22 protein-coding genes are annotated in these 25,506 nt (G+C 42.3%); 9 read left to right on the top strand and 13 right to left on the bottom strand.

The features are described from left to right. Positions 1 to 681 precede the first annotated feature (681 nt). A complete protein-coding gene (locus AACW06_RS16530; RefSeq protein WP_192075909.1) occupies positions 682 to 1,029 on the bottom strand; it encodes a DUF3316 domain-containing protein in 348 nt (115 codons plus the stop codon). Between the two features lie 546 nt (positions 1,030 to 1,575). On the opposite strand from AACW06_RS16530, the gene AACW06_RS16525 reads away from it, so the two are divergent. Continuing rightward, positions 1,576 to 3,411 carry a M4 family metallopeptidase gene (locus AACW06_RS16525; protein ID WP_192075908.1) on the top strand — a complete coding sequence of 612 codons (1,836 nt, stop codon included), beginning with the start codon at positions 1,576 to 1,578 and terminating at the stop codon, positions 3,409 to 3,411. Between the two features lie 80 nt (positions 3,412 to 3,491). Here AACW06_RS16525 and AACW06_RS16520 read toward each other — a convergent pair whose 3' ends face one another. Next, positions 3,492 to 3,812: a heavy metal-binding domain-containing protein gene (locus AACW06_RS16520; protein WP_192075907.1), complete on the bottom strand. Its 321-nt coding sequence runs from the start codon at positions 3,810 to 3,812 to the stop codon at positions 3,492 to 3,494. A gap of 117 nt (positions 3,813 to 3,929) precedes the next feature. On the opposite strand from AACW06_RS16520, the gene AACW06_RS16515 reads away from it, so the two are divergent. Further along, positions 3,930 to 4,829, top strand: a complete 900-nt coding sequence (locus tag AACW06_RS16515; RefSeq protein ID WP_192075906.1) for a LysR family transcriptional regulator — start codon at positions 3,930 to 3,932, stop codon at positions 4,827 to 4,829. Positions 4,830 to 5,165: 336 nt separating this feature from the next. Continuing rightward, on the top strand, positions 5,166 to 5,774 hold the full coding sequence (locus AACW06_RS16510) for a 2OG-Fe(II) oxygenase (RefSeq protein WP_192075905.1): 609 nt from the start codon (positions 5,166 to 5,168) through the stop codon (positions 5,772 to 5,774). Between the two features lie 74 nt (positions 5,775 to 5,848). On the opposite strand, the gene AACW06_RS16505 is transcribed toward AACW06_RS16510, so the two are convergent. The 3 genes from AACW06_RS16505 to AACW06_RS16495 form a co-directional block, all read right to left on the bottom strand. After that, positions 5,849 to 6,094 (bottom strand): Rho-binding antiterminator, encoded by a 246-nt coding sequence (locus tag AACW06_RS16505; RefSeq protein WP_192075904.1) that lies wholly within the window; start codon positions 6,092 to 6,094, stop codon positions 5,849 to 5,851. A gap of 16 nt (positions 6,095 to 6,110) precedes the next feature. Further along, entirely contained in the window at positions 6,111 to 6,632 is a 522-nt protein-coding gene (speG, locus tag AACW06_RS16500; RefSeq protein WP_053311718.1) for a spermidine N1-acetyltransferase, read from the bottom strand. A gap of 168 nt (positions 6,633 to 6,800) precedes the next feature. Next, positions 6,801 to 8,837, bottom strand: coding sequence for a methyl-accepting chemotaxis protein (locus AACW06_RS16495; RefSeq protein ID WP_192075903.1), 2,037 nt, complete (start codon positions 8,835 to 8,837; stop codon positions 6,801 to 6,803). A gap of 184 nt (positions 8,838 to 9,021) precedes the next feature. Between AACW06_RS16495 and AACW06_RS16490 the strand changes: the two genes are divergently transcribed. Further along, the gene (locus AACW06_RS16490) at positions 9,022 to 9,162 is read left to right on the top strand and encodes a hypothetical protein (RefSeq protein WP_192075910.1); all 141 of its coding nucleotides are present in this window, start codon (positions 9,022 to 9,024) and stop codon (positions 9,160 to 9,162) included. Here the strand turns inward: AACW06_RS16490 and AACW06_RS16485 are convergent. Beyond that, positions 9,159 to 10,574, bottom strand: coding sequence for an aminotransferase-like domain-containing protein (locus AACW06_RS16485; protein ID WP_192075902.1), 1,416 nt, complete (start codon positions 10,572 to 10,574; stop codon positions 9,159 to 9,161). The genes AACW06_RS16490 and AACW06_RS16485 overlap by 4 nt on opposite strands. Positions 10,575 to 10,671: 97 nt before the next feature. On the opposite strand from AACW06_RS16485, the gene AACW06_RS16480 reads away from it, so the two are divergent. Further along, on the top strand, positions 10,672 to 11,571 hold the full coding sequence (locus tag AACW06_RS16480; protein WP_192075901.1) for a DMT family transporter: 900 nt from the start codon (positions 10,672 to 10,674) through the stop codon (positions 11,569 to 11,571). Positions 11,572 to 11,686: 115 nt separating this feature from the next. Here AACW06_RS16480 and AACW06_RS16475 read toward each other — a convergent pair whose 3' ends face one another. The 3 genes from AACW06_RS16475 to AACW06_RS16465 form a co-directional block, all read right to left on the bottom strand. Continuing rightward, complete coding sequence (locus AACW06_RS16475) at positions 11,687 to 14,071, bottom strand: VolA/Pla-1 family phospholipase (RefSeq protein ID WP_192075900.1); 2,385 nt, start codon at positions 14,069 to 14,071, stop codon at positions 11,687 to 11,689. Positions 14,072 to 14,085: 14 nt separating this feature from the next. After that, positions 14,086 to 15,327, bottom strand: coding sequence for an outer membrane protein transport protein (locus AACW06_RS16470; RefSeq protein WP_192075899.1), 1,242 nt, complete (start codon positions 15,325 to 15,327; stop codon positions 14,086 to 14,088). Positions 15,328 to 15,680: 353 nt separating this feature from the next. Next, positions 15,681 to 17,732 carry an alpha-amylase gene (locus tag AACW06_RS16465; RefSeq protein ID WP_192075898.1) on the bottom strand — a complete coding sequence of 684 codons (2,052 nt, stop codon included), beginning with the start codon at positions 17,730 to 17,732 and terminating at the stop codon, positions 15,681 to 15,683. A gap of 247 nt (positions 17,733 to 17,979) precedes the next feature. On the opposite strand from AACW06_RS16465, the gene AACW06_RS16460 reads away from it, so the two are divergent. Next, positions 17,980 to 18,522, top strand: a complete 543-nt coding sequence (locus AACW06_RS16460; RefSeq protein ID WP_192075897.1) for a hypothetical protein — start codon at positions 17,980 to 17,982, stop codon at positions 18,520 to 18,522. On the opposite strand, the gene AACW06_RS16455 is transcribed toward AACW06_RS16460, so the two are convergent. Then, positions 18,497 to 18,910, bottom strand: a complete 414-nt coding sequence (locus AACW06_RS16455; protein WP_192075896.1) for an XRE family transcriptional regulator — start codon at positions 18,908 to 18,910, stop codon at positions 18,497 to 18,499. The two genes, AACW06_RS16460 and AACW06_RS16455, sit on opposite strands and share 26 nt — an antisense overlap. A gap of 97 nt (positions 18,911 to 19,007) precedes the next feature. On the opposite strand from AACW06_RS16455, the gene AACW06_RS16450 reads away from it, so the two are divergent. Then, positions 19,008 to 19,916, top strand: coding sequence for an aldo/keto reductase (locus AACW06_RS16450; protein WP_168524477.1), 909 nt, complete (start codon positions 19,008 to 19,010; stop codon positions 19,914 to 19,916). 77 nt (positions 19,917 to 19,993) lie between these two features. Here the strand turns inward: AACW06_RS16450 and AACW06_RS16445 are convergent, their stop codons facing one another. Together AACW06_RS16445 and AACW06_RS16440 are read right to left on the bottom strand one after the other, a co-directional pair. Continuing rightward, the gene (locus tag AACW06_RS16445; RefSeq protein ID WP_192075895.1) at positions 19,994 to 21,322 is read right to left on the bottom strand and encodes an anaerobic C4-dicarboxylate transporter; all 1,329 of its coding nucleotides are present in this window, start codon (positions 21,320 to 21,322) and stop codon (positions 19,994 to 19,996) included. A gap of 244 nt (positions 21,323 to 21,566) precedes the next feature. Then, positions 21,567 to 22,031 carry a GNAT family N-acetyltransferase gene (locus AACW06_RS16440; RefSeq protein WP_192075894.1) on the bottom strand — a complete coding sequence of 155 codons (465 nt, stop codon included), beginning with the start codon at positions 22,029 to 22,031 and terminating at the stop codon, positions 21,567 to 21,569. A 296-nt stretch (positions 22,032 to 22,327) separates the two neighbouring features. Between AACW06_RS16440 and AACW06_RS16435 the strand changes: the two genes are divergently transcribed. Further along, a complete protein-coding gene (locus tag AACW06_RS16435) occupies positions 22,328 to 23,143 on the top strand; it encodes a DUF6279 family lipoprotein (RefSeq protein WP_192075893.1) in 816 nt (271 codons plus the stop codon). A gap of 8 nt (positions 23,144 to 23,151) precedes the next feature. On the opposite strand, the gene yjeH is transcribed toward AACW06_RS16435, so the two are convergent. Further along, positions 23,152 to 24,414, bottom strand: a complete 1,263-nt coding sequence (gene yjeH, locus AACW06_RS16430) for an L-methionine/branched-chain amino acid transporter (RefSeq protein ID WP_192075892.1) — start codon at positions 24,412 to 24,414, stop codon at positions 23,152 to 23,154. A gap of 318 nt (positions 24,415 to 24,732) precedes the next feature. Between yjeH and AACW06_RS16425 the strand changes: the two genes are divergently transcribed. Beyond that, on the top strand, positions 24,733 to 25,347 hold the full coding sequence (locus AACW06_RS16425; RefSeq protein WP_168524483.1) for a LysE family translocator: 615 nt from the start codon (positions 24,733 to 24,735) through the stop codon (positions 25,345 to 25,347). Positions 25,348 to 25,506: the final 159 nt, after the last annotated feature.

Raw genomic sequence — 25,506 nt, 5'->3', positions numbered from 1 at the left:
TTATTGTACTCCGCCCAGTTAGTTATCTTCTTTTTCGTTTTCCCCATGTCATCACCGCTCTTACCATCACAAAGGATCAGATCGCAGGACTTGGAAAAGGTTCAACTGATTTAGGCAACAACGCCCTGGAAAATTGTAGAGTTGGTGATTGATACTGATGCCATTGCTAATGAGCTTGCTATAAGCATAGATAGACAAAGTAATGTTTTTTCATTTGTTATACATTAATTAAATAGAATCAAGAGATTATTTATCAACAGAATATTTAGAGAACTGTTGATGAGAATTATGCTAATTATTTGAAAAATCAAGGTAAGTGAAAATAGTGGTGAGAAGTTGAATGTAATATTTTCAAGTATGGTCTGTCTGTTTCATTGTTTTTCGGAGTGAGTGATGGATGAGATAAATAGTCATAATTTGCGTCAATAATATATTTTATTTTTTAAAAGTTATGTGTTTGGATATTCGCAGGGCAAATGCCTACTTTTGTGGTTATGGAGCCGTATAATTTCAAATGAATAAATGGAATTAATATATAGGTTAATGAAATGAAGATAAAAGGAGATGACCTAAGTTCAATGTCTTTTATCGTCAGTAGGGTTGTACCTATAAAAGTATTTTTATTTTAAAAGGTTTTAAATAAAAGAGCCCTTATCATCAATGATATAAGGGCTGGAATAATTAGCTTCTTTTGTTTTCCCGACATTGGAATTGATAGTCGACATCAACGATAGCGCGGTACTGAATTTGGCCAGGATTTTTGGCAAACTGTTCTACATGCACTTCCATATCATTTACTTTTACGCTTTGACCATTGAATGATGTTTCATGTATTGGTAGCTTATGCGCTAATTGGTTCGGTGACATGTTCTGGAATTGCTCGACCAAATCAAAACCTGCGTTATAAGCTTGTTGTTCGGTAGCAAAAGCTTCAGTCTTAAACGATGTTTCAGAGTTTGAAGTTCTAACACTGGCAAAAGCGGTTGTACTTATAGTTAATGCTGTCGCAAGAATCATGACTTTTTTCATCGGATGGCTCCTTTCATTGTGAAACGGTATCAACGATTTGATGGAGAAATAGTAACAATTTCGGTGTAAAGAGTCCGTCAGGCAATGTAAAGGTGGTGATAATTTTTGGTGTGGTTTTCTGACAAAGAGTTGTTATTACAGGTTTTGGCCAATTGTGTCAGATTTTACCCATCGAATAGCAAATAAATCTTCAAAGTTATGGCTATGAGCATCACTTATAAAAAATAGTGAAAGCGATTGTTTAATTTCAAGTAAATATACACTGATAGTTTTATGTACCAATTAATGAACATTAAATTATCATTAATTGCTATCAATCTAATATATAAACATAAATTGTCAATAATCCGTAGCTTTACTTTTGCTATTGTTTTTTTTGTGACCATATTATTTTACGTAAGATTTTCCTTTTTTTTTGTGTATTACTGGCGGAGCTGATTTTCTTGATCCAATTTGAATGTGCGAATTATTCGCAGTCACACTGTTTATGATTGATAAGAAGTAAATCGTAAACGGATGCTTATAACAACTCTCTAGGATTGAGAAATGAAAAACAAACAACGTCAAATAAAGTGGTTATTCCTTGCTAGTTCAATTGCGGCGGCACTCCCAGTATCTGCAGCACAAATGGTGTCAGTTGATGACCCTAATGTGCTTGAGCAAGCACTATCACTTCAGGCTCGTAGTATTGTTGCTACACAACATGGCTTTCAACCTGTAAAAAGTGTCACATTGCCAAATGGCAAAGTTAAAGTGCGTTATCAGCAGATATATAAAGGTTTGCCTGTTTTTAATACTTCCGTAGTGGCAACACAAACAGACAAAGGAATCGGGCAAGTTTATGGTGTGATGGCTCAACAAATTGATGCTGATGTTGCTAGCACCTCGCCACAAGTTGAACAGCAACAAGCTATCAATATCGCGTTGTCCTATTATAAGCAGCAAGCCCCATCGTTGGTTACGCAAGATCTTAAGACAGAAAATGAAAACGCTAAACTCATGGTTCGCTTAGATGAAAATCAAATCGCTCATGTGGTGTATCTGGTTGATTTCTTCGTGGCGACCAGTGAACCGTCACGTCCATTTTTCTTTATTGATGCGATGAGCGGTGAAGTATTGCAAACTTGGGAAGGCTTGAATCACGTTGAAGCGGCCGCTTCTGGCCCTGGTGGGAATCAAAAAACGGGTTTGTATCAGTACGGGATGGATTATCCAAATTTTATCGTCGATAAGGTTGGTAGCACTTGTAGCATGGTGAATAGTGCGGTGAAAACGGTCGATATGAAAAACGCCACATCGGGCGGTTCAACGTTCAGCTATTCATGTACAGACGCGAGCAATTACAACGATTACAAGTCGATCAATGGGGCTTATTCTCCACTGAATGATGCGCACTACTTTGGTAAAGTGGTGTTTGATATGTATAAAGATTGGATGAACACTTCACCACTGACTTTCCAGCTAACCATGCGTGTGCATTACGATAGTAACTATGAAAATGCGTTTTGGAATGGTTCATCGATGACGTTTGGTGATGGCCAGAATACGTATTATCCACTGGTTGATATTAACGTTAGCGCTCACGAAGTCAGTCACGGTTTTACCGAGCAAAACTCTGGCCTGGTTTATGCGAATATGTCTGGTGGTATCAATGAAGCGTTCTCCGATATCGCTGGTGAAGCTGCAGAATTCTATATGAAAGGCAGTGTTGATTGGGTAGTAGGCAGTGACATTTTTAAGTCCTCCGGAGGTCTGCGTTATTTCGACCAACCATCGAAAGATGGTCGTTCTATTGATCATGCTTCTCAATACTACAACGGTCTAAACGTGCATCATTCAAGCGGCGTGTTTAACCGGGCGTATTATCTGTTAGCCAATAAAGCCAATTGGTCGGTACGTAAAGGTTTTGAAGTGTTTACGGTTGCTAACCAATTGTATTGGACAGCCAATAGCACCTTTGACCAAGGTGGCTGTGGTGTGGCAAAAGCCGCGCAAGACTTAGGTTATACCGTAGCTGACGTGGTTGATGCATTTAATCAAGTTGGTGTGAATGCAAACTGCGGTGCTTTGCCTCCAACCAATAATGTGTTGGAAAAAGGTCAGCCAGTGTCGGCTTTACAAGGGTCTAAAGGTTCTGAAGTTTACTACACCTTCACAGTGGCAAGTTCATCTAATGTGAAAGTCTCTACCAGTTCTGGTACAGGTGATGCCGATCTATATGTAAAAATAGGTAGTAAGCCAACAACATCGTCATGGGATTGTCGTCCATATAAATCGGGTAACAATGAGCAGTGTACTATCTCTGCGGAGCCTGGTATCACATATCACGTGATGCTTAAAGGTTACAGAAGCTATAGTGGCGTAACGTTAAGATTAGATTGATCGTTCTTGGTCATACGTAAATAGGGGCATCAATTGTGCCCCTCTATCTTTGTCTCAACAGCTCGACAGGAAAGCCTCTGCTACTCAACAACTACAGCGGTGCCACTCACTGAAACCATTAACATGCCATTGGTTTTACCAAACGTTTCGTAATCAAGATCTACGCCGACTACGGCATTGGCTCCCAGCTCTTTTGCTCTTTGTTTTAATTCTTCTAGGGCAATCATCCGCGCTTTTTGCAGCTCTTGTTCGTATGTGGCTGAGCGACCACCGACAATATCGCGAATGCCTGCGAAAAGATCCTTAAAGATGTTAGCACCGAGAATTGCTTCTCCTGCAATCACACCGCAGTAGCGGACAATGCATTTGCCTTCAATGGTTGGAGTTGTCGTGATGTTCATGGGAAATCCTTGTAGGGGATGGGGCTGTTAATATCACACCATGAATGATTGACTATTTTCAATCTAAAATTGAGGAATTACTATTGAATACTCCATTCATAACACAATGTTGGTGTGATGAAAGCGCAACGAAAGTTTGATCTTAACTTATTAAGGGTCTTTATTTCGGCCTATCAGACCGAATCGGTAACCAAAGCTGCAGAGCACTTAGATTTAACTCAATCAGCGGTAAGTAATGCTTTGGCGCGTCTAAAAGAACACGTTGGGAGCGATCTCTTTGTACGAACAAGGCGTGGAATCAAGCCGACGCGTTTTGCTCAAGATCTGTATCAAAGTATCCAATCTCCGTTGATGGATATTGAATCGATGCTGGAAGGGGTTAATCAGTTTGACCCTAAAATATCGACTCGCCGATTTTTAGTGTATTGCCATGAAGCGCAGATCCATGCATTGCGGCAAGGGTTAGATCAAGCATTGGCTGATTTAAACATTGATGTGGTGTTGATGGAGCCACCGTCTAATGAAGACCGTCTGTATGAAGAATTACAGTTAGAAAAAGTTGATTTAGTAATTGATGTGGAAGCGCCCCAAAGCAAAGTTTTTCGCTCTAAACTTCTAAAAGAAGACAACTTATGCTGCGTGGTGCGTCAGGCTCATCCTAGGTTATCGAACCAAGGCTTAAGTAAAGCGGAATACTTACAAGAAGAACATGTGCTGCTGAAAATGCGTCGCTCACAACTTCCTTTTATTGATTGGTTTGTGAAAGAAGTGGTGCCTGTGCGGCAGGTGTACAGTCAACATTCATCATTAATTGGTATGTTAGCGGCTGTCTCTTATAGTGATGCGGTTGTGCCGGTGACGTTTGCACAGCAGTACCAGCACGTCTTTCAATTGAAGATTCTTCCGTTTCCGTTTGAAGACCAACTTTTTAAGTCACATATGGTTTGGTTGAGTAAAATGAATTTGAATCCAGCTAACCAGTGGCTGAGGTATCTAATTTCCGCACTATCTCAATAAAAAAGCAGCCGAGATTCGGCTTGGTAACCCAGTTGTTCCATAGCATCAGCTTCTAAGTAGCGAGCATCTATATTCTCTGGGTTTGAGTCTCGACCGTAGGTTCATGGTTGCCTCACTATGGTCTAGATTCAATACAATGTAGGTACAGAGCATCATAGTGAAGAGTTAGGTATTAAATCATTATAGACATATCGCTATCTAATATTTATTTTGTAAATATCAGGTGTGGTACGAAGCTTCCACAAATGTGCCTTGTCTTAAGCATCGAAAGCTAGATTTGTCGTTATGGCTGGTGGCCGTTATAACCACAGCACTTTTGTTGTGTGTAGAGAAAACATGTCGTTAGATAATTTGATGGACGCCATTGCTAACCAAGGTTGGTATGTATGGGATGACTTTTTAAACCCAGAGCAAGTACAAAACCTGCGTAGTTGTATGCCACAGTCATGGCAAGGTGCGCGTATTGGTCGACACGAAGCTTTACAGCGTGAAGTGGAGATTCGTAGTGATAAAATTCAATGGCTGGAAGAGGGTATGAGCCAGCCAGTGCAAGATTATTTAGAACGCATGGAGCAAATTCGCCGAGAGGTGAACCGTCATTTCTTTCTCGGTCTGTTTGAGTATGAAGCTCATTTTGCAAAATATGAGCAAGGGGCGTTCTACCAAAAGCATTTAGATGCCTTTAAAGGTAATGAAAGCCGCAAATTGACTACTGTATTTTACATGAACGAGCATTGGAGCGAAGAAGATGCCGGTGAGTTGGCGATGTATGATCTCAACGATACCCACCTTGCAACGCTTGCTCCGCTATCTGGTCGTTTACTGGTGTTTTTATCGGAACGTTTTCCACATGAAGTGCTACCAACCAAAGCCGAACGTATCAGTATTGCTGGATGGTTTCGAGTCAATGGTGTGACAGATAACAAGTTAGATATTGCAATTTAGAATTGCCGGATACTGCGTGGCTTTATTTAAGTTATGCAGTACCGGGCAACCTCTAGAATTTAGGCGGATTTGGTTCAGGTAAATTCAACAATCGTAAAGTGAGGATGCTCACTCAGCGCTTCCATCATCAGCAAGCAATCCGTTGCCACTGGGTATTCATTTTCTTCATTTTTCAGTAGAATGCATTCTTGTTTATGCTCATTATGTAACGTATCCACAGCGATACCGGAATACGTTGCCCCACTCTTTAGAGTGAGTTTTACAGGTAAATGAAACAAGCACGCAAGTTCAATATAGTCGTATTGACTGCAAGCAATCATCGTATACTCCTAAGTGTTACACTGTTCGGTTGAGATACTCATTTTGCAAAATGTACATGCGTTTTACATCTCGGTACTGACCATTGATAAAGAACTCTTGTACTAAATGTCCTTCTTCAATAAAACCTGCTTTTTCATAGAGATGAATTGCTTTTTCATTCTCAGTGGCAACATGCAGATAAATCTTATGTAGGTTTAAAATAGTAAAAGAGTAGTCGAGTGCTTTGTTAATTAAGGTTTCAGCAAACCCCTTGCCTTGGTGCTCTGGAGTGATGATGATCTGAAACTCACCGCTACGATGAATGTAATCAATTTCAATTAATTCGACCAGACCAATCAATTCTCGGCTTTCATTTTCAACCACAAATCGACGTTCGGCATTGTCGTGAATATGTTTGTTGTACAGCTCTTCCAACTCATCAAAAGATTCATACGGCTCTTCAAACCAATAAGACATGATATTGCGGTTGTTGTTGAGATTATGGATAAAACGTAAGTCACCGCGTTCCAACGCTCTTAAAAATAATTGATTATTCATAACAGACCTTACATTGCACTAAGGCCTTCATCTTATTCCTAGTGTGTTGCAATACAAGTATTGTGAGAGAATTTTTTAACACTTATCGTTGTTAACTTGTTGTTTTTCATTGATGTGAAAAGAAGAGTGTAAGAAAAAGGCCAAGCAAGAATGCTTGGCCTAAATGGATTAATGGAAGAAGTCGACTTGCTGCTTTAAGGCTTCTGCTTGTTGTTGCAATTGCGTTGCACTTTGAGAGGTTTGCGCACTGGTATTACGACTTTGGGCGTTTAGATCACTAATTTCTGTCGCACTTGCGGCGACTTCTTGTGACACTTGCGCTTGTTCTTCAGCTGTTGCAGCGATGGTATCTGCCTGCGATGCAATTTCACGGACTTGATCAGCGATCGATTCCAATGCTGTGCCAGCATCTTGCGCACTATCTAAGACACTATTGGCATTGGTTTGGCTTTGGTTCATCAGGTTCACAGCATTACCCGTAGAACTCTTTAGTTTTTCAATAATAGCCACGACATCTTTAACAGATGTTTGAGTACGGTGCGCCAGTGTACGCACTTCGTCTGCTACTACAGCAAAACCACGGCCTTGTTCACCTGCTCGTGCCGCTTCAATGGCTGCATTTAGTGCTAATAAGTTGGTCTGTTCTGCTATTTCATCAATCATCCGCGTGACGGTTTGAATGCTCTCACTGTCTTTGTTGACCTGTTCAATTGCTTGAGCTGAACGATCTAGCTGGTCATTAAGCTGTGCGACATCAATACAAACCGTTTCCACTAGACTCAAACCAGATTGAGTGTCTTGATTAGCATGGCGAACATTTTCGGCAATCGATTCAACCTGTTCTGCAACGGCTTTGGCAGAGGTTGCCATTTCTTCGATCGCCGTGACGACTTGTTCAACTTGTTGTTGCTGAACGTCGGCTTGTGCCAAGTTATTGTTAGCATCTTGAGAGACATTATTGGATTGAATGCTGACATTATCACTGGTTGAACGTATTTCACCGACCAGTTGATTAAGTTGTTGCGCCATATGCGCAACACCGTTAGTCAAGCGTGTGATCTCGTTGTGTGATTGAGTATGTCCAGTGGCAATGCTTAGGCTGACTTCGCCTTTACCTAGACGCTCCATATAACCTGTTAATGTCGTTAGTGGCTGGATAGTTTTGTTTAAGAACAGTGTCATGATAAGGAAAGTCGCACCACCGACTAAGAGCGAAATAATCACAATTAATTGGAGCAGATCATGACTGGCTTTGGTCACTTCGTTAATGAACGTGCCCCCAAGTAATTTCCAGTTCCAGCCTGGTACTTCAGTAAAAACGAGGTATTTTTCACCCACGGTATCATTATATTTGAATGGGTAACGAATCAAACCATTTTGTTGTTCAAAGATGGCCGTGTAAGGCTTGTTCCCTTCGTAGTCCGGTACTTCAATAATTGATGGGCTGTTTTCGTTATTGGTTGGATGGAGTAAATACTTACCTAAATTATCTTCTCGGTTATCGACCACTATGGTGTAGCCGCTATCACCCCATGTCACTTGTTTTAAGCTATCAAACAGATCATGAGTGGCATCTTCAACCGGCAAACCGATAAATGAGATAGCATTGGTTTTGCCAGCACGGTCTTTAACTGGCGCGTAGTAGGTAATGTATTTCTTGCCAAATAAAGTAACTTGATCGTAATAAGGCTGGCCACTCATTAACTTTTGATACCCGGGGTGGTTACTGCCCAATATTGTACCAACTGTGCGGTTACCATTTAGATCTTTCAGAGAGGTTGAAATACGTACCCATTCATTACCTGCTGGCGCAAATATGGTGGCAACAGCTCCGGTATCACGAGTGAAGCTATCCACCAATTTTGTGTCATTAACTAGGCTGTCACCGTACTGAGTGATGTTACGAATTTGTCGACCAGCAAATTCTACGGTGTAGTCTTCAACGTAAAGGCCAGCTAAATAACCATTTTGAAAAGTAGATTCAAGAATTTTGGTGGTTTCTAAGTAAGCGTCAAATTGTCCGGCAATAGTTTTTGCTATTGCTTCCACTTTCGATTGGTGCTCTTTTAACGTCGATTCAAGCAATAACTGGGAGGCATTGCGATACACCAATGCAGCGATACTGGAGAAAGCGATAAGCAAGCAAAGCGTGATAACTAACTTTAGTTGAAAGCCGACACTGCTATTTTTGTAGCGATTAATCATGTGGTTACCTGTATTAGGGGCTTTTATTATTGTACGTATGGTTGTGTTGTTCAAAAATTCGGTCGTCACTCTAACAAATAAGTTAGTGATACTCTAATAAATAAGTTAGCAGTGTTGAGTTTTAATTTAATTATTGATGAGGGAAGTGTGGGGTGTATGACTTGAGTTGGAGAAGGAACGTGCTGTGTCAGATACTGTCACGTTGGCACTGCTACCAATATCACTTAAACCACCATCAGCGTGCAAAGCTTGTTTGGGAAAAACAGCAACACGTAATCAAGCGGAGTTGGTGAGTAAAGTCATCTTCGGTTTAACGTTGAACTAATGTAACTTTATGATGAGCTGAGCCAGTTTTATTATACTTTCCCGCCATTCTACAGTGTCTTCAAAATTGGCGGTACTGAAGCGTACGCAGTGTTGATATTGTCCCTGTGTCGCAAATAGATTGCCTGGCAGTAGGCTAATTTTTTGTTTAATACACTGCTGATAAAGCTGAAAACTGTCGATAGAGTGGGGTAGCGTGAGCCAGCATAAAAATGAGCCTTCAGGGCGACTTAAATGAAACTGATCTTGTAGAGAAGGATATTTATTTAACTCATTTGTCAGTAATTTCGCAAAGCGTTGTTGGTTTTGCTGATAAGTTCTACGCATTTTGTTCAAGTGTTGACGGTATTTGCCACTAGACAGAAATTCCGCAACTGCCGATTGCATCAAGTTCAAGCTGCCCATGTTTTCGCTCAACAGTGATTTTTCTATTTGAACCTGATATTTCCCCGCAATAATCCAACCGATTCTTAGTCGAGAATCTAATGTTTTTGAGAGTGAGTTGATATAAATAACGCGATCTTGATCATCAAGCATTTTTAGGCTGGGCAGGGGGACGCCAAAGTACAGGCTACCAAAGACATCATCTTCAATTATCGGTACGCCGTCACTCACTGCTAGCAGCTGTTGACGAGCTTCGATAGGCATTAAAGAACCCGTTGGATTATTAAAATTTGGGGTGACTAGAATTGCTTTGATTGGCCATTGAGATAAAGCTAGTTCAAGGGCATCGATATCTATACCTAGTGCATTATGGCTCGGAATTTCAATCACCTTTAATCCTAAAGACTCGAGTAATAGTAAGGTGCCAAAGTAGCAAGGTGATTCTACCGCGACAATGTCACCAGATTGAGTCAAAGCGCGAAACGCAAGACTGATCGCTTGCTGTCCTCCATGAGTAACCGCAATTTCTTGTGATTTGACATTAATGCCTAAATCTTGCGAGATCTTTAGCAGTTGTTTTATTAGCTCACTGTTACCTGGTGGTAGTTGATAATGGCTAGGAATATGAGTTTGCATGCGACTATGGCGACCAATTTCTGCATACAGACTGCGAATTGCTGTTCCTTGGGTATTGGGGTGCGCGGACCCTGCGGGCATTCTATGTTTAACCGTTGGTTGTACCAAAATTGACTTTGACATGGATAACAAATCCACACTATTAGGTTGCGATAGATTGCTTTCAACAGTGGTGCTAGTTTGCTGTACACGATATCCAGAACGAGGCTGTGAATAGAGTAAACCAATGGCCTCTAATGCTTGATAGGCTCGAATCACCGTATTTTTGCTGACCGATAATTGTTGCGAAAGTTGCCGAATGGACGGTAATTTATCGTGCGCTTGAAATAGCCCATCTTCAATAACTTGTCTGAGATATCGCTCTACGCCATCGTATTTGTATTCAACTTTCATTCTGTACCCATAAAAACATTAAAGTCTGTGCCTTTCTTGTCATCCTGTACCTAAATAAAGTAGCAGTATTGAGTCGCTTATGGCTAGGAGATTTGTCATGTTAATAAGGTTAATCCCGTTTCTATTCGTTGTGTTATGGGCATCTGGATTTGTGGGGGCTCGATTTGGTCTCGCTTATGCCGAGCCTGCCACGTTACTTACTCTGCGAATGGCTGCAAACGTTGCGCTATTTTGGGGGTTAGTTGTGCTGCTCAAGCGTCGTATTCCACGAGGTCGCCATTTCTGGCATTCGTGTGTGAGTGGCGTGTTGATTCATGGCTGTTATCTCGGTGGAACTTATCAGGCTATTTTTTGGGGAATGCCTGCTGGTTTAAGCTCGCTGTTGGTGGGAATACAGCCAATTTTAACTGCTTTATTACTAGTGGTTATGAGCTCCGAGCGTTTTAATATTGCTCAGTGGCTAGGGTTGGCTTTGGGTTTTACAGGTATCAGTTTAGTCTTGATGGGTAATATAGAATGGCAGTCAGAACACTATCAATGGTTCGCGATTGGTTTATGTTTGTTGTCATTGTTGGGTATTACACTTGGCACTTTGTACCAGAAAAAGTTTTGCCAGGGCATTGATATGGTTGGTAGTGCTACGGTGCAATATTTGGCTGCTCTGTTCCTGTTTCTTCCTTGGGCATTGAGCTTTGAAACTATGCAAGTTCAATGGACTTCAACCTTCATCATAACCCTTGCCTGGCTTGTGGTTGTGTTATCATGTATCTCGATTTTATTATTGCTATATATGGTTGAACACGGTGCTGCTTCTAGCGTGGCATCGGTTTTTTATCTTGTGCCGCCAACAACTGCCATTCAGGCGTGGCTTGCTTTTGGAGAGTCATTTGATTGGCTGGGTGTAGCTGGTTTTTGCCTCGCGGTTATTGCTATATATTTAGTGGTTAAAAAGCCTAATATAGCTATCAAACGTTTTAAAACCGCATTGGAACCTTGACTGAACATTGTCATATTTAGAGTTAAGTGATGATTCAGATGGATGTGTAGTGAAAACGAAAAAGCTCCCTCGCGGGAGCTTAGTTTGTATAGCCTACATAAGGTCTATTTTCAGTTTACTCAAGTACAGCCGTGTTACTAATGCCCGCTAAACTATTGTCAGTCATAAAGTCCACAATCTCACTTATCATCTCAGCATGCATTGCGATATCTGAGCCTCCAGTATCTTGCGGGAAAATAAAGGTGCTATGTACCCCAACCGATGAAAAGTTGATAAAATCTTTTGTATTCGTGATGCTGCCAGAGTTTGAACTGTTAACTGTTGTTAAACCCAGCTTGGTTGCCAGTGGTTCACTGCCTGCAAACGGTGCATTTGCGACCATGTTTGGAACGGTTGAATCACCATTCACTTGCAAAGCGTAGGTAGGTAAACTCGAGTTAATAAAACTTGCGTTAGTGAATGGATCGACAGTATCTAACAGCGTTTGTGCTGCGTAGGCAAATTGACTGAAACCAGCATTGACAGCGACTTTTTGGTCGGCGGTCGCGAGTGAGTCAAACAAGTTATAGCACTGTTCATCAGACAGAGAGGCGCATTGAAGTGCAGCAAAATTACGGTAATCAAGGCTCGCAGAGCTGGCAATGTTGTGCTTGATCAACGGACCAAACGCCTCTGAGCCCAGCAATAAGTTGGCGATTTGACCACCAGAATTGGCCGTGCTCAATGAAGAATACGCGTAAAAGGTATCAGCCATGCCGTCATCAAGCGTCCTATTAGCGGCAGCGACTGCTGGTACACCAACAATACCACCCAAAGAGTGACCAAGAAAACGTGGTGGATTAGCTATGGCACCTGCACTTGCTAGCACGCTATTTTTTAATGATTCCTTAATTTCACGCGAATAATTCAGTGCAAAAGTCAGGCTCATAATGTCGAGTTCACTTTGACGAACATTATCGCGCGCAACGGCTAGGTTATTTAAGTTGAGATAGGCGGTGACATCAGCATTGGCAGAGCGCGTGCTGTCTAGGCTGCGTGAACCGTGCAAAGGCAAATCAATCGCAAGAACAGCGATGCCATTGGCTGCTAAATTGGCCGCAAAGAAATAGGCATTTTCTTTGGCTGACGTAATGCCATGTTGGTAAATAACCACTGGCCAATCATCTGCCGTATTTGATGGGGTAAATAGCAGGATATTAACCGATTCTAACGACTTAATTTTCGGTATTGGATTATAACGCGTGATATATCGATTTGGATCTAATGCCGAACCATCAGACTTGGTAAGATCCATTCCTACTAGTTTCAATTGCTCTGTTGTGCTTGATGCTAAAACACTGGCGTCAATTCCAGCTGCAATTAATTGCGAGGCAATGGTTGTTTTTTCGGTATCATCAGACAGGGCTTGTGAAATCAAAGCTAAGCTTGGCATTGCCGATTCAAAGGGTTGACTGTTCCAGGTAGTCCCTTTTTCTAAATAATAAGGCAACTGTACTGTCCCTTTACTAACATAGACTCCACTCGCGCCGAAGTTGCTGTTTAGTAGTGTTTTGATTACGCCACTAGAATCAAAATAAGTGGTGAAATTGGTGTCGGCGTTCAAAGCATCGGTGTAGGTGCTTGGGCTATTCATGACCATAGTATAAGCTGATGACAGGTCAATATTATTTGGGTTGGCACTGCCTTTCCATACTTGCCCAATATCAAGGTTCTGATTAGCTATTGCAGCAGGTAAAGCAGAAGCTGTTGCCCCTTTTACCGCAAATAAGGTGTCCCCGACTGATTGAGTGGTAAACCAAGTTGAGTAGATAATTTTAGTGCTGTCGACTCCGGTAGCTTGGAACAAGGCTTCAACTCCTTGCGTGACTTTTTGAACCGTTGCTAAGCTGCCTTCGGTATAGATTTTTTTCGATGATTTCAGCGCCGCATAACTGCTTGAGGTACCGACTGGGTCTCCATTTTCATCGCTGACCGCTTCCGTAATAGCGAGAATGTATTCCGAGCTTGGGTTTAAGTCACTCTTCATCACAATGCTCAACGTATCTGTTTGAGCGCTCGAATAGACCGTAAAATGAGTTCCATTAGTCAAAATGGTTTTTGGTGTTGGAGAGCCAGTCATGCTGTCGGATAGCTCAATGAGATGGACTCCAGACGTGACAATACCATCGGCTAAACCGGTTCCCTCAAAATTCATAATCAGTGGCATTGATGTTGACCACCCATCCATAGTACCCATCGCAGCGATAGGGTTGGTTAAGGCATCATTACCACCAGTTGGGATTTCAAGCGTACCGTCACTGGCGTTCATTAACGCAAAGGAAGGTACTGGTACGCTGGCGCTTGAGCCCTGTAAGGTAAATTTTATTTTGGTATCACGTGCTAATGCGTCTTGAATGTATGATTCGTATTGGGTTTCATGAGTTGTGCTCGATGAATCATCACCACAGCCAGCAAGTAGCAGGGCGCTGCAAAGGACAGATAAAGCGATTCCGTGTTTCATAGTGTGCTCCGCGCTTAGAAGGTGTAGTTGATTTGGACAGAACTAATGTAGGCGTTACCTTTCGAATTGAACTTCAAGGTTTCGCTCAGAGCATTAGTTTCTTCAAAGGAGCCATCTTTACTTTGTACGTAGGCAAAGCCAGCATCAAGAGAAAGGTCGGGATTAAAGAGATAGGTTAGACCGAGGGAGTACCAGTTACGGTCACTATCTGGAATACTCAGTGTCGCTTTACCTGCCTGCTCGTCGTAAGCAAAACCAACGCGACCAATTAAACTGGTAGAGAACTGATAAGTACCGCCGATTGACCAACGTCCATTGTCTTCATAGTGTTCTTGTTTATAAAAACATTGGTTTACTACTCCGTCATTGCAATCGGGAGAAGTCGCTTTCAGTTCGGAGAATGTGCTCCAGTCGGTGCGTTGGTAGCTGTAGTGTAATGCAAAGGCTTCGGTGATTTGGTGGAAACCAGATAATTCCCAAATGGCAGGTAAACTGATTTCAAGACGCCCAGTGACCATAGAGCTGCTGGTTATTCCACTGTCGTAACTTTTAAATTCACCATCGTCGAAATCGAGATCAACTTTTGAGCGATAACCAAAACCCAATCGATGGTCTTGATTTATTTCATACATCGCGCCGATATTCCAACCAAAACCAAAGGTATCGCCTTCTAACGAAATTAATTTGTCTGTAATGCTCCCACCTAAAAATGGAGCCAATGCACCTTTATGACGAGTCAGTTCCGCTTGTGCATAGACCAAGTTCAACCCCGCCCCAACACTAAACTGATCGTTAATGCGATATGCCACCGCAGGGTTCAAGTTGACTGTCACTAATGAGGTATCCCCGGCTAAGTCACCAGCTTGAATATCATCTGGATAATCGGTCGCGACGCCATACGTTGTAAACATACCAATTCCCCATGACCACTTATCGTTGATCGGGCTGAGATAATAAGCCGCAGGTACAACTTGCATCGGTGCTACGTCAGTGGCTTGTTCACCATTAGTGGTATCCCAGACATCAACGTTTGGATCTACAAGGGTTACTGCTCCTGAAAATTGCGCACGATCAAAAAGGGTCATAGCAGAAGGGTTTCGCGCAATGACAGAGGCATTGTCAGCGACAGCGGCTTCACCAGAAAAAGCTCTGCCAAGGCCAGATGCTGAGTGTTCCGCAACTTGGAATCCAGCCGAATGTACATTAAACGCAGTCAAGATTGACAGCGCGAGTAGAGAGCGGGGTTTGATGATCATTCTCGACCTCCTAAGGTCTTTTATAATTATTTCGTTGTATTTATATTGCACAATCCTGATGTTAAATTTGTGTTATATAAATGTCAAAGAAATAGTGGTTTAAATACCAAAAGGATCGAATGTTAGTTTCTAACCAATTGTAATTCAAGGTAAATTTAACTTTTCATGGTATGACCAGTATGGTTTTGCTAGGTAGGTTGAACAAGGGAATTAGATAAGGCTAATATAAATATTTTATCGGTAATTAATTGAAATCATTGGTGTTGGTGATGTTGTGGTTTTGATTTAGTGAGTTAGACAAAGAGGGAAATGGAAGTAGCCCGAAGCTTGCCCAGGCTACCTTAACTGAGTGATTATCGACCAACAAAAGCAACAACGACTTTGTCGTTATTTAACGTTCTTGAAAACACGTAGGCGCCTGGTTGTTTAATTTCTTTATGCAAACCGGCACCAATAGCAGGGTGGGCTTGGCGGAATTGGCCCACTGTTTGCCAATGGTTTAACAATGATTGTCGCTGAGTATCCAACTGCCACATCATGTCGGAACGTGTTCCTTGATGAAAGTCATCAGCGTAAGGGCCAACTTGTCTTGCGACTTCATCACCATAATAAATTTGTACTGCACCGGGTGAAAGTAGCAATGCGTTAGCAGCATTACGTTGCATTTCAAATGATTTGAAGCGACCAAAAAACAGCTCAGTATCATGGGAAGACATGTAACTGACGGGGTTAAAGTCCGGATGCAGAGTCAGTGTTTTTGCGTAGTCGCGGTATACCATCTCCATTTGACTAAAGCATGCAGCCCCTCTATCCAGCTTTTTCTGCATATCGAAGTTGATCAGTGCATCAAATCCATCGTCAAAGTAAGGGCTGCGGTAGGCTGAATGCCCCCATACTTCGCCCATCATCCAGAAAGGTTGCCCTGATTTCCCATTAGCCTCGCGCCATTGCTCTAGGCTACGCGATGCTTCTTTCTTTAAGCGTTGCCAGACTTGACCTTCAACATGCTTTACCGTATCCACCCGATAGCCATCAATACCAAAACGCTTAACCCAGTCGGTTTGCCACTCAATTAAATAATCCGCCACGCTGTAGTTATCGCGTGCGACAACTCGCGTTCCTGGGTTACGCAGTAACCATTGGGGCGGTGTGATTGCGGTAGTTGATTCGGTTTTAAAATCAGGTAAACCAGCTAACGTCATAGTAATATCACTAGAGCCAGGTTTTGAATAACCAGGCAAGCCGGCACGGACCCAGTCCGCTCCCCACCATTGTGACCAGTTTTGGCTTTGATAGTCGATAGACTGATTATAACTGTGCCAGTTTTGACCAGATTGAGGTGCCCAATCTACCCATTTTTTTGGTAAATCTTGGCTATTAACGACATCAATGTCATCGAATTGCAGGTCGGCGAGTGTAGCGTAACCAGAATGGTTGATGACGGCATCGAGTAAGATTTTTATGCCGCGTTTATGTGCTTCGGTGACGAGTGTTTTTAGATCTTCATCTTGGCCGAAGTTCTGATCAATTTTGGTGAAATCACGAGTCCAGTAACCGTGGTAGGCATAAAATGGAAAGGAGCCACTATCGCCCCCACCGACAAAACCGTGTACTTGCTCGACGATAGGCGAAAGCCAAATGGCATCAGTTCCTAAGCTTTTTATGTAGTCGAGTTTTTCAATGACACCTTTTAAATCGCCACCGTGAAAGGTTCCTACTTCATCGTTACCGTCTTTTTTTCGCCCATAACTATTGTCGTTGCTGGTATCGGCATTGTTGAACCTATCTACCATAACGAAATAAATATTTGCGTTGCGATAGGTGAACGGCTGCGCTTCATCAGATCTATCGATTGGCTCTAGTAGCACCAAGCCACCACTGTTTTGTGACGGTAAAAGTGTCACCTTGCCATCTTTAACCACAACTTTTTGGTTAGTGAAGCTCTCTTTTAATTCAGTACCATCGGCGAAGGTTTTTCTGAGTTCTAGCGTGACTTCACCACCTTGGTATTGCTCGCAAGTTACCCCTGGAATGGGTCTTTTAAACTCTTTTTTGGTCGATTTTTTCGCTTGGCGAACAAAAGTCAGCGTATGTTGTTCTTGGTCGTAATTAAAGGCGTAATCCCCCGTGAAGCGAATTTTTAGCGGTAATTCAGTGGAGGAGCCACAATTTAAGGCAACAGGAGTATTGAATTTGATCTTTTGATCATTCGGTGCAACGCAGTTACCCTCAAGGCCGGTTATTTTGAGTGTGTAACTGTCTTTGGTCAATGGAATAACTAACGGCTGTTGGGCGTCGAGTGGAAAATCACGGCTGTTGGTGGTGGTAGATATGGTCAGATTGGGTGAGGCAAAAACGACAGGCGCAGCTGCGCATAACGCTAGGGCTAAAGTGGTGAGTTTCATGCTCTATCCTTGGTCTTGTACTTGTTGATGATGTTCAGTTGCTTTTATTTTTTGAATCGCTGTAGGGCGAGGTTACTCGACCTTGAGGATAAAGCCTGGATATGGCGATGACATCATTCTTCAGCCTAAGCCCCAAGAGTTTGCTATCGATCACAATTCACTGATTGGGGGCGTAGACGTTCGGTTGTTGCTTTTGCTTTAAACTCAAGTGAAACTGATGGCTATCAATAAGATAAGGAGAGTTTACATGCGCGTTATCGTGCTGCTGTGCGTGATCTGGTCATGCTGGGTATCGGCTAATGTACCTGATTTTATCCTCCCCTTTGTTGAGCAAAATACACCTCCATTGACCCAGTCAGAGCTGACTCAGCGCAATGATATGGTTGAATGTGGTGATGAGCATAGAGCACCAATTTATTGTAGTGATGTAGTTGAGTACTATAAAACTTCCGCGTGGGCAGAGCTTGAGATCACTAACAGCGAAGTTAGCTCGGTGCGGATGCATATTGATTTTAGCCGTATGGCCTACAGTGATTTACAACTGAACTTAAGACGCGATGGTTTTCAACTGACGCAAGTTATGATCGGTGATCAATATTTTTCAGTGCAAGAACAGTTAACAAAACATTCAGTGCCAGAGGTTGATAAAGCGTTAGTTTTATTTTTGAATCAAACGCCGACGATTTTTCCTCAACAGCAGCAGTGGCAGAAGGGAAACAACATTGCACAATTGGTGACAGATGGGCAAGCCATCAGCCTTGTTTTTACTCATTCGGAGTCAACTCTTTAGGCTGGCGGTTTAAAAATGTCACCATAGCGGCGTGATCTAAAAAGCCATCTGCCTTTTTGTGGCTACGTAAATATTGATAACCCGAGATGATTTTACGCTGTCTTTCTTGCTCTTCTTGGCTTAGTTGATGTCCTGTAATGATTTGATACGCTAGGATAAAGGCGTCCATATCTACGACTTCAGCTTGACGATATAAATACCCGCAGCCAGTGGCGAGCCATTCAAGTGAGCAGTTGGCTCGCATCGCAATTTGATTCGCTTTGGATAAGCTTGGTTCACTGCCTTTAAGGTATTTTCGAATTAACCCTTCTGATAATTCAACGCGGCGAGCAAAGCCACTGATGCTTTCTTCGCCAATTAATTCTTGTAAACGTGTAGAAAAACTCACAACTTCGTACTCCAGTTCGAACTTCTGTAGTCTATCCGTTGAGCCATACAACAAACAAGCTTAGGATGACGTCAGTTGAGAGAAAAGGAGACAACCAATGGTTGCTAAAGTAACAATTGCGCCTCAAGGGCCAGATTTTTCCGAGCTCGTTCAAGGGTATTGGCGTTTAGGTGAATGGGGCATGACGCCACAGCAGCGTTTGACGTTCTTAAAACAGCATTTAGAGCTAGGGATTACCACCGTTGATCACGCGGATATTTATGGTAGCTACCAATGTGAAACATTGTTTGGTGAAGCCTTGGCTCTTGAGCCTTCATTGCGTGAACAGATGCAGATCGTCACCAAGTGTGACATCAACTTATGTGGAGACAGAACTCCACAACGTAAGATCAATCATTACGATACTAGCTCTGCGCATATCTATCAGTCAGTGAATAACTCGCTTGAGCGTTTAGGTGTCAGTGAAATTGACGTGCTACTGATTCATCGTCCTGATGCTCTGATGGAGGCTGATGAAGTCGCCGAAGCATTTTCTGAACTGCACAAAGTGGGTAAAGTGAAACACTTTGGTGTCTCAAACTTTAGTCCTCGCCAGTTTGAATTGCTTCAGTCTCGCCTAGGTAAACCACTGGTGACCAACCAAGTGGAAATTAACCCATTGAATTTTGAAGTGGCGCATGATGGCACTTTGGATCAACTGCAAATGAACCGCACTCGACCAATGGCGTGGTCATGTCTTGGTGGCGGTAGTATATTTAGTGGTGATACTGAACAAGCAAAACGTGTACGCGAAGAATTAGAAGCGATTCGACTGGAAATTGGTGCTCAAAGTATCGACCAAGTGATTTTTGCTTGGGTGCGTCGTTTACCTTCAAAGCCGTTACCAATTATCGGTTCAGGCAAAATAGAACGCGTGCAAGCGGCGATTGCAGCACTGGAGTTTGAATTAACTCGTGAGCAATGGTATCGAGTTTGGGTAGCTTCAAAAGGTCATGGTGTACCATAAACGGTGGTTAATATCTCTTGCAATGAGATATTACTTTGAATAAACCCCAGCACTTTATCAGTCTGGGGTTTGTTTTTTTAGCCGATAATCATTTGGCCTAAAACGTAGCCTAAGCAACAAGCACTAACGACACCAATGAGACCGACTGCCATAAATGAGTGGTTGAAGTAGTACTTACCAATTTTAGTGGTGCCAGTATTATCAAAGTTCACCGTAGCGATGTCTGAAGGGTAGTTAGGGATAAAGAAGTAGCCGTAGAGCGCTGGCATCAAGCCTACCAATAACGCCGGCTCTAGACCCAAACCTAAACCAACAGGTAGCATCATAACCGCAACCGCAGCTTGTGAGTTCACCACAACAGAAACGATGAATAGAGCAAGAGCAAACGTCCAGTGATAATCGGTGACCATTTCAACAATGCCAGATTTAAATTGTGGCATGGCATATTTGAAATATGTATCTGACATCCATGCGATACCAAAAATGGCAATCGCAGCAACCATCCCAGATTTAAACACAACACCATTTGGCACATTACGTGGGTCAGTTTTGGTTGCCAAAAGAATGATACCGCCAAAGCAGAGCATCATCATTTGGATAACCACTGCCATGCTGATTGGTTTGCTGCCTTCAACGACAGTACGGATTTCCGGCACCATAGCAAGAACCACAATCGACAAGATAGCACCGATAAAAATCAGTACTGAATTACGCGCCGCAGACGGTAGATGTTCATTCAACGTAGTGGCGGTTGTGTTTTCAATTTTCTCTTTCCACACAGGATCTTGTAAGCGTTGTTGATACTCAGGATCATCGTCCAACTCTTTGCCACGACGTAAGCTGTAGAGTGACATCAGTAAAGTACCAAACAGAGTTGCAGGTACAGTGACTAACAGAATAGAGAATAGGGTAATGTCGTGTTGGATATCTGACAATTGCGCTAGATAAAACACAACGGCGGCTGAAATGGGTGACGCTGTGATCGCAATTTGCGAGGCAACAGATGCCACTGCCATTGGGCGTTCAGGACGAATACCGTTTTTCAGTGCTACATCACCAATGATTGGCATGATGGAATAAACGGCATGTCCAGTCCCCAACATAAAGGTCATTGCATAGGTGACAAACGGTGCAATTAACGTGACATTTTTAGGGTTTTTACGTAGCAAGCGTTCGGCAACTTGCAGCATGTACTTTAGTCCTCCCGCGGCTTCTAAAATTGAAGCACAAGTCACCACGGCAAGAATAATCAGCATTACGGTGATAGGTGGGGAAGTTGGCGGCATTTTGAAGATGAAAACTTCAACAACTAAACCGATGCCAGAAATAACACCGAGTCCGATACCGCCGTAGCGTGAACCAATGTAAAGCATTAACAGGAGGAATAGGAATTCCACATACAACATATAAATATTCCCTAACAAAAATTAAAAATTGAATAAAACAATTGTCTAATGATCGCCAGAAAAAAGATCAAACCTTGTTCACACAACCATTAGCCGCAAAAATGAAACGATATTAATCAGAGAATGCTCACGCATTTTATGCATTAAGTAACCAATATGTATGAATAAGTGTGACAATAATGTTGCATTGCATTTTGTTTGGTGTAAATAACGAGTGAGAATGTGACTAATTATAAGCTATCAATTAGTTTTGCGTATCTATTTGTGTGGTGAATCGTGGCACAAACTGCATATGTACGAATGCATCATCGGTTTCGTAATCAATAAATCCAAACCGTTTATACAGTTTTCCAACACGGTTTCCTTGAAGATAGCAGAGCTTGCAAGGGGAGTGAGTTTGCTGAGAAACCTTGATGATGGTTTGCAGAATTTGACTACCAATTCCCATACCTTGAAATACAGGAAGAATAAAAAAGCGTGAAAAAAATAAAGTGTCGTGTTTGCTTTCGAGTAAATAAGTCCCGATAGGTTTGCCATCAAGACAGATGATGGTTGGAAGCCCAGAGTTCCACTCTTGGCGGTGTAGCTCTTGTTGTAGCTCTTCATCCCAGCCAAAAACAGCGGTAATGGAATCCATTTCAGCCACTTTTTTCAGCTCAAAAGTAAATTGATAATCTTCGCTTGTTGCCGAGCGGTAGGTAATATTCATGATTTTCACTTTTTGCGGTATCTCTTGTCTAATTGAAGCAACTGCGATGTTGACTTCACCCATTCACTTCAATCACATCGTTTATCTATGCTCATGGGGATGAATACACTCGCTGGTCACCTGCACTTCAAGTTGTTTGGGTATGCATTTTATTTAGTTATCTAACCTTAAAAATAGCAGTCCTTGGCTGATAGTGGCATTCATTTTCGTTGGATATTGAACCTCATGCTATATTTTTACGTACAGGCTATTACGGCGAGTGATTAAAGGGCGATTAAATGCGCACATGGATAGCGATGGGCTTAAGTTTAGCTTTGCTCGTTGGATGTGGAACTAAATTTGTCTACCATAACCTTGACTGGTTTGTGATTGATTATATTGAAGATTATGTTGATTTGACCAAGAAGCAAAAAACAATATTGAGTGAGCGTATTGTTAATATTAGTCAATGGCATAAGCAGCAAGAAATCCCCCTTTATGTCCAGCAGCTTGATAAATTATCACAAATAACTCCGCGCACGATGACAGTAGAACTCTTTCATAAACAAGAGGTAGAGATGAGAGCACATTATCATCGTTTGCTGCAAAAAATTGAGCCTGATATCTACTCACTTGCACAGCAGCTTAGCGATCAGCAAGTGAAAATATTACTGCTAGGCTTGGAAAAAAAACATAATAAGTATGCAGATCGTTACCAGGGATTAACGGATACTGAAATCCATGGGAAATACAAAAGTCGTATTGAAGAAAGAGTCGAAGACTGGTTAGGTGACTTGCAACCAGACCAACAGCAATTAGTGCAACAATGGGCGGATAGTATGCAGATTACCGCTTATGATTGGATCAACTATCAATCTCAAATTCGAATCGAAGTAGAAGTTTTGCTCAATCAGCGTGATGAACTCAGTTTCTTTCTTCCGCGTTTAAATCGACTATTGTTTGAGCCTGAAAGTTATTACTCGCCAGTACTTGCTAGTAAGGTGGAATACAATCATGCCTTATCAGAGCGGTATTTAGTGCAAATTATTCAGCTAAGTAATGAGCGCCAGATACAACATTTTCAGAATGAGGTTGCCGATTGGAAAAAAATTCTGATCGATCTTCAATCTTAATAGAATAACTAAAGCTCTGTTTTAGGCTGTTGTCGTTTCACCAACTTGCTCCAAGGCAATGATAGCAGAATAAAAATACTGAGTGCGTAAAGCATTGACCAACCAAGGCAAATGAAAACCGCGCTACACAAAACAAGCGAAATTGTTGCTAATACTTTATGGATGCCCGTTAACAATTTATACGCGGCAAACATCGCCAACAAATATACCAGTACAAAAATGCCATTCGCGAGTTTTAGAAAAAATTCTAAGTCTAGTCCTGACAGTTCTCCGAGTAGGCATGACGCCAATAATACTCCGCCAACGGCAAGCGTTGCGTTTGCTGGTACCCCTCGAATCGATATTCTTGCAATGGTACTTTTAGGTCGGTATTCCCTTGCTTGAGCCCAAACCATACGAGACAAACTTTGTGTGTATAAATTGATACTGGCGAAGCAAGCAAAAAAACCAACAATACTGATAAGGGTGGCCAGACCAGAACCAAAGATGTGGTCACTTAACCAAGGGATAGATGTACTATCAAATTCAGGGCTGCCAAATGCCCCGAACTTCAAAATCACCACAGAGCAAGCCCAATAAGTGGTTCCAGCAACAAAACAACCAACAATAATTGCTATCGGGAAATCGCGTTGTGGATTTTTGAACTCTTCGCCCATGTGGGCAAAAGCTTCAATACCAACAAAGCACCAAAACATTACGCCAAGAGCGGCACCTATCGGCCAAATACTTTCTGCATCAAGAGGCGGCATAGTTAAATCCGCATAGCCTACATTTCCAACCCAGAGTAAAGCACCGACTAAGGTGAAAATACTCAACGCGATAATGGTTTGCAGACTGCCCGAGGATTTTGTGCCAGCAAGATTAACCGCCACTAAAAGCAATACGGTCAGTGTTTGTGCAATCATTGAAGAGTTGAGTGGTTCAGGAAGTAATTGTTGTGCAAAACCTGCCGCTAATGCTACTGCTGCAGGAACGCCAACCGGAATCACGCTGACAAAGAGCCAAGCGACTGAGCGTTCAAGTTTTGCATTAAAGGCTTTGCGCACAAAGTAGGCAGTACCACCGGCATTAGGGTAGCGTTTACCGAGTGCTGCGAAAGTTAATGCAATAGGGCAGATAGCAACAAAAAGCAGTAGCCACGCCCAGAGCGATAAGTGACCTGCAATACCAGCGGCAATCGCTGGGATCATAAACAACCCTGTGCCCATTAATGTGGTGGAGAGTTGCCCTATCCCAGACAATAAAGTGATGTCCTGTTTTAACTCGCTCACGGCTTCCGTTCCTGAATAAAGTTATGTACTGCAGAATACTCTGAAGCGAAGTTGGATGCATTAAACAAAATTGAGAAATATTGCCGCTCAGAGTGCCTAAGGCCGTCATTTTACCACAACACCACTTTTTTCCCCGGAGTTAAGGTTAAGCGGTGGTTAATTTCAATCAGTTGTGTCAAATTACTATGCGATCAATGAGATAGGTGACGGAGAGGTTACTCATTCTCTATCGATATACCTTTCCTACTTGAAGGTAGCTAGCACTGCAAGTTGTTTGGGGAAAATGAATTTTTAATAGGATCAAATAGCGAGACAAGCATGACAATTACCGTGTGGTTATCACTTTTTACGATTTGTATTTTAGGGGCTATGTCTCCAGGCCCAAGTTTAGCGATGGTAGCTAAACACAGTCTTGCTGGTGGGCGAAAAAATGGTTTCGCTACCGCATGGGCTCACGCGTTTGGTATTGGAGTTTATGCTTTTATTACCCTGATTGGCCTTGCGGTTGTGCTGCATCAATCCCCCTTGGTGTTTAAAACCATCAGTTATGCGGGTGCCCTTTATTTGGCATATTTAGGTTTTAACGCACTGCGATCAAAAGGTGGTGTGGCGGCTAAGTTGGAGTCAGGCGAAACAGTGAGCGTGTGGCAGTCAGCGAAAGAAGGGTTACTTATTTCACTTTTGAGCCCTAAAATTGCCTTGTTCTTTATTGCCTTGTTCAGTCAGTTTGTTGCGGTAGGAGACGGGATAACCAGCAAAGTGATTATCGTGTTAACGCCCTTTGTGGTGGATGGGCTTTGGTACACATTTATTACCTTTATTCTTTCCAGCCCAAGGCTTCTAGATAAGCTTCGTGCACGTGCGGTGCTGATTGATAGATTGTCAGGGATTGTACTTATTCTGTTAGCGATACGGGTCATTATGACGGTGTAAAGTATCGACATGCAAAAGGGAGCAATAAACTGTAATGCCGATCAGTTAAGACTTTAATCGGCAGATCAGTTGAATGATCCTACCTTTATGTAAAAATCCGATAGACATTGTTTATCGGATTTTTTTATGCACGTTTCTCAAGCCCTCGATATCATCAAC

The sequence above is a fragment of the Vibrio sp. S12_S33 genome (genome assembly GCF_963889785.1).
GTDB lineage: Bacteria > Pseudomonadota > Gammaproteobacteria > Enterobacterales > Vibrionaceae > Vibrio > Vibrio aestuarianus.
Note: the sequence above shows the minus strand (reverse complement) of the source record. Positions and strands in the feature narration are given on the sequence as shown.

Bases quoted from the DNA above. Each gene is read 5' to 3' on its own strand.
- AACW06_RS16525 (WP_192075908.1), top strand. From the start codon at position 1,576: ATGAAAAACAAACAACGTCAAATAAAGTGGTTATTCCTTGCTAGTTCA.
- AACW06_RS16485 (WP_192075902.1), bottom strand. From the start codon at position 10,574: ATGAAAGTTGAATACAAATACGATGGCGTAGAGCGATATCTCAGACAA.
- AACW06_RS16475 (WP_192075900.1), bottom strand. From the start codon at position 14,071: ATGAAACACGGAATCGCTTTATCTGTCCTTTGCAGCGCCCTGCTACTT.
- speG (WP_053311718.1), bottom strand. From the start codon at position 6,632: ATGAATAATCAATTATTTTTAAGAGCGTTGGAACGCGGTGACTTACGT.
- AACW06_RS16465 (WP_192075898.1), bottom strand. From the start codon at position 17,732: ATGAAACTCACCACTTTAGCCCTAGCGTTATGCGCAGCTGCGCCTGTC.
- AACW06_RS16480 (WP_192075901.1), top strand. From the start codon at position 10,672: ATGTTAATAAGGTTAATCCCGTTTCTATTCGTTGTGTTATGGGCATCT.
- AACW06_RS16440 (WP_192075894.1), bottom strand. From the start codon at position 22,031: ATGAATATTACCTACCGCTCGGCAACAAGCGAAGATTATCAATTTACT.
- AACW06_RS16470 (WP_192075899.1), bottom strand. From the start codon at position 15,327: ATGATCATCAAACCCCGCTCTCTACTCGCGCTGTCAATCTTGACTGCG.
- AACW06_RS16510 (WP_192075905.1), top strand. From the start codon at position 5,166: ATGTCGTTAGATAATTTGATGGACGCCATTGCTAACCAAGGTTGGTAT.
- AACW06_RS16450 (WP_168524477.1), top strand. From the start codon at position 19,008: ATGGTTGCTAAAGTAACAATTGCGCCTCAAGGGCCAGATTTTTCCGAG.
- AACW06_RS16515 (WP_192075906.1), top strand. From the start codon at position 3,930: ATGAAAGCGCAACGAAAGTTTGATCTTAACTTATTAAGGGTCTTTATT.
- AACW06_RS16425 (WP_168524483.1), top strand. From the start codon at position 24,733: ATGACAATTACCGTGTGGTTATCACTTTTTACGATTTGTATTTTAGGG.
- AACW06_RS16460 (WP_192075897.1), top strand. From the start codon at position 17,980: ATGCGCGTTATCGTGCTGCTGTGCGTGATCTGGTCATGCTGGGTATCG.
- AACW06_RS16505 (WP_192075904.1), bottom strand. From the start codon at position 6,094: ATGATTGCTTGCAGTCAATACGACTATATTGAACTTGCGTGCTTGTTT.
- AACW06_RS16435 (WP_192075893.1), top strand. From the start codon at position 22,328: ATGGGCTTAAGTTTAGCTTTGCTCGTTGGATGTGGAACTAAATTTGTC.
- AACW06_RS16530 (WP_192075909.1), bottom strand. From the start codon at position 1,029: ATGAAAAAAGTCATGATTCTTGCGACAGCATTAACTATAAGTACAACC.
- AACW06_RS16520 (WP_192075907.1), bottom strand. From the start codon at position 3,812: ATGAACATCACGACAACTCCAACCATTGAAGGCAAATGCATTGTCCGC.
- AACW06_RS16445 (WP_192075895.1), bottom strand. From the start codon at position 21,322: ATGTTGTATGTGGAATTCCTATTCCTCCTGTTAATGCTTTACATTGGT.
- AACW06_RS16495 (WP_192075903.1), bottom strand. From the start codon at position 8,837: ATGATTAATCGCTACAAAAATAGCAGTGTCGGCTTTCAACTAAAGTTA.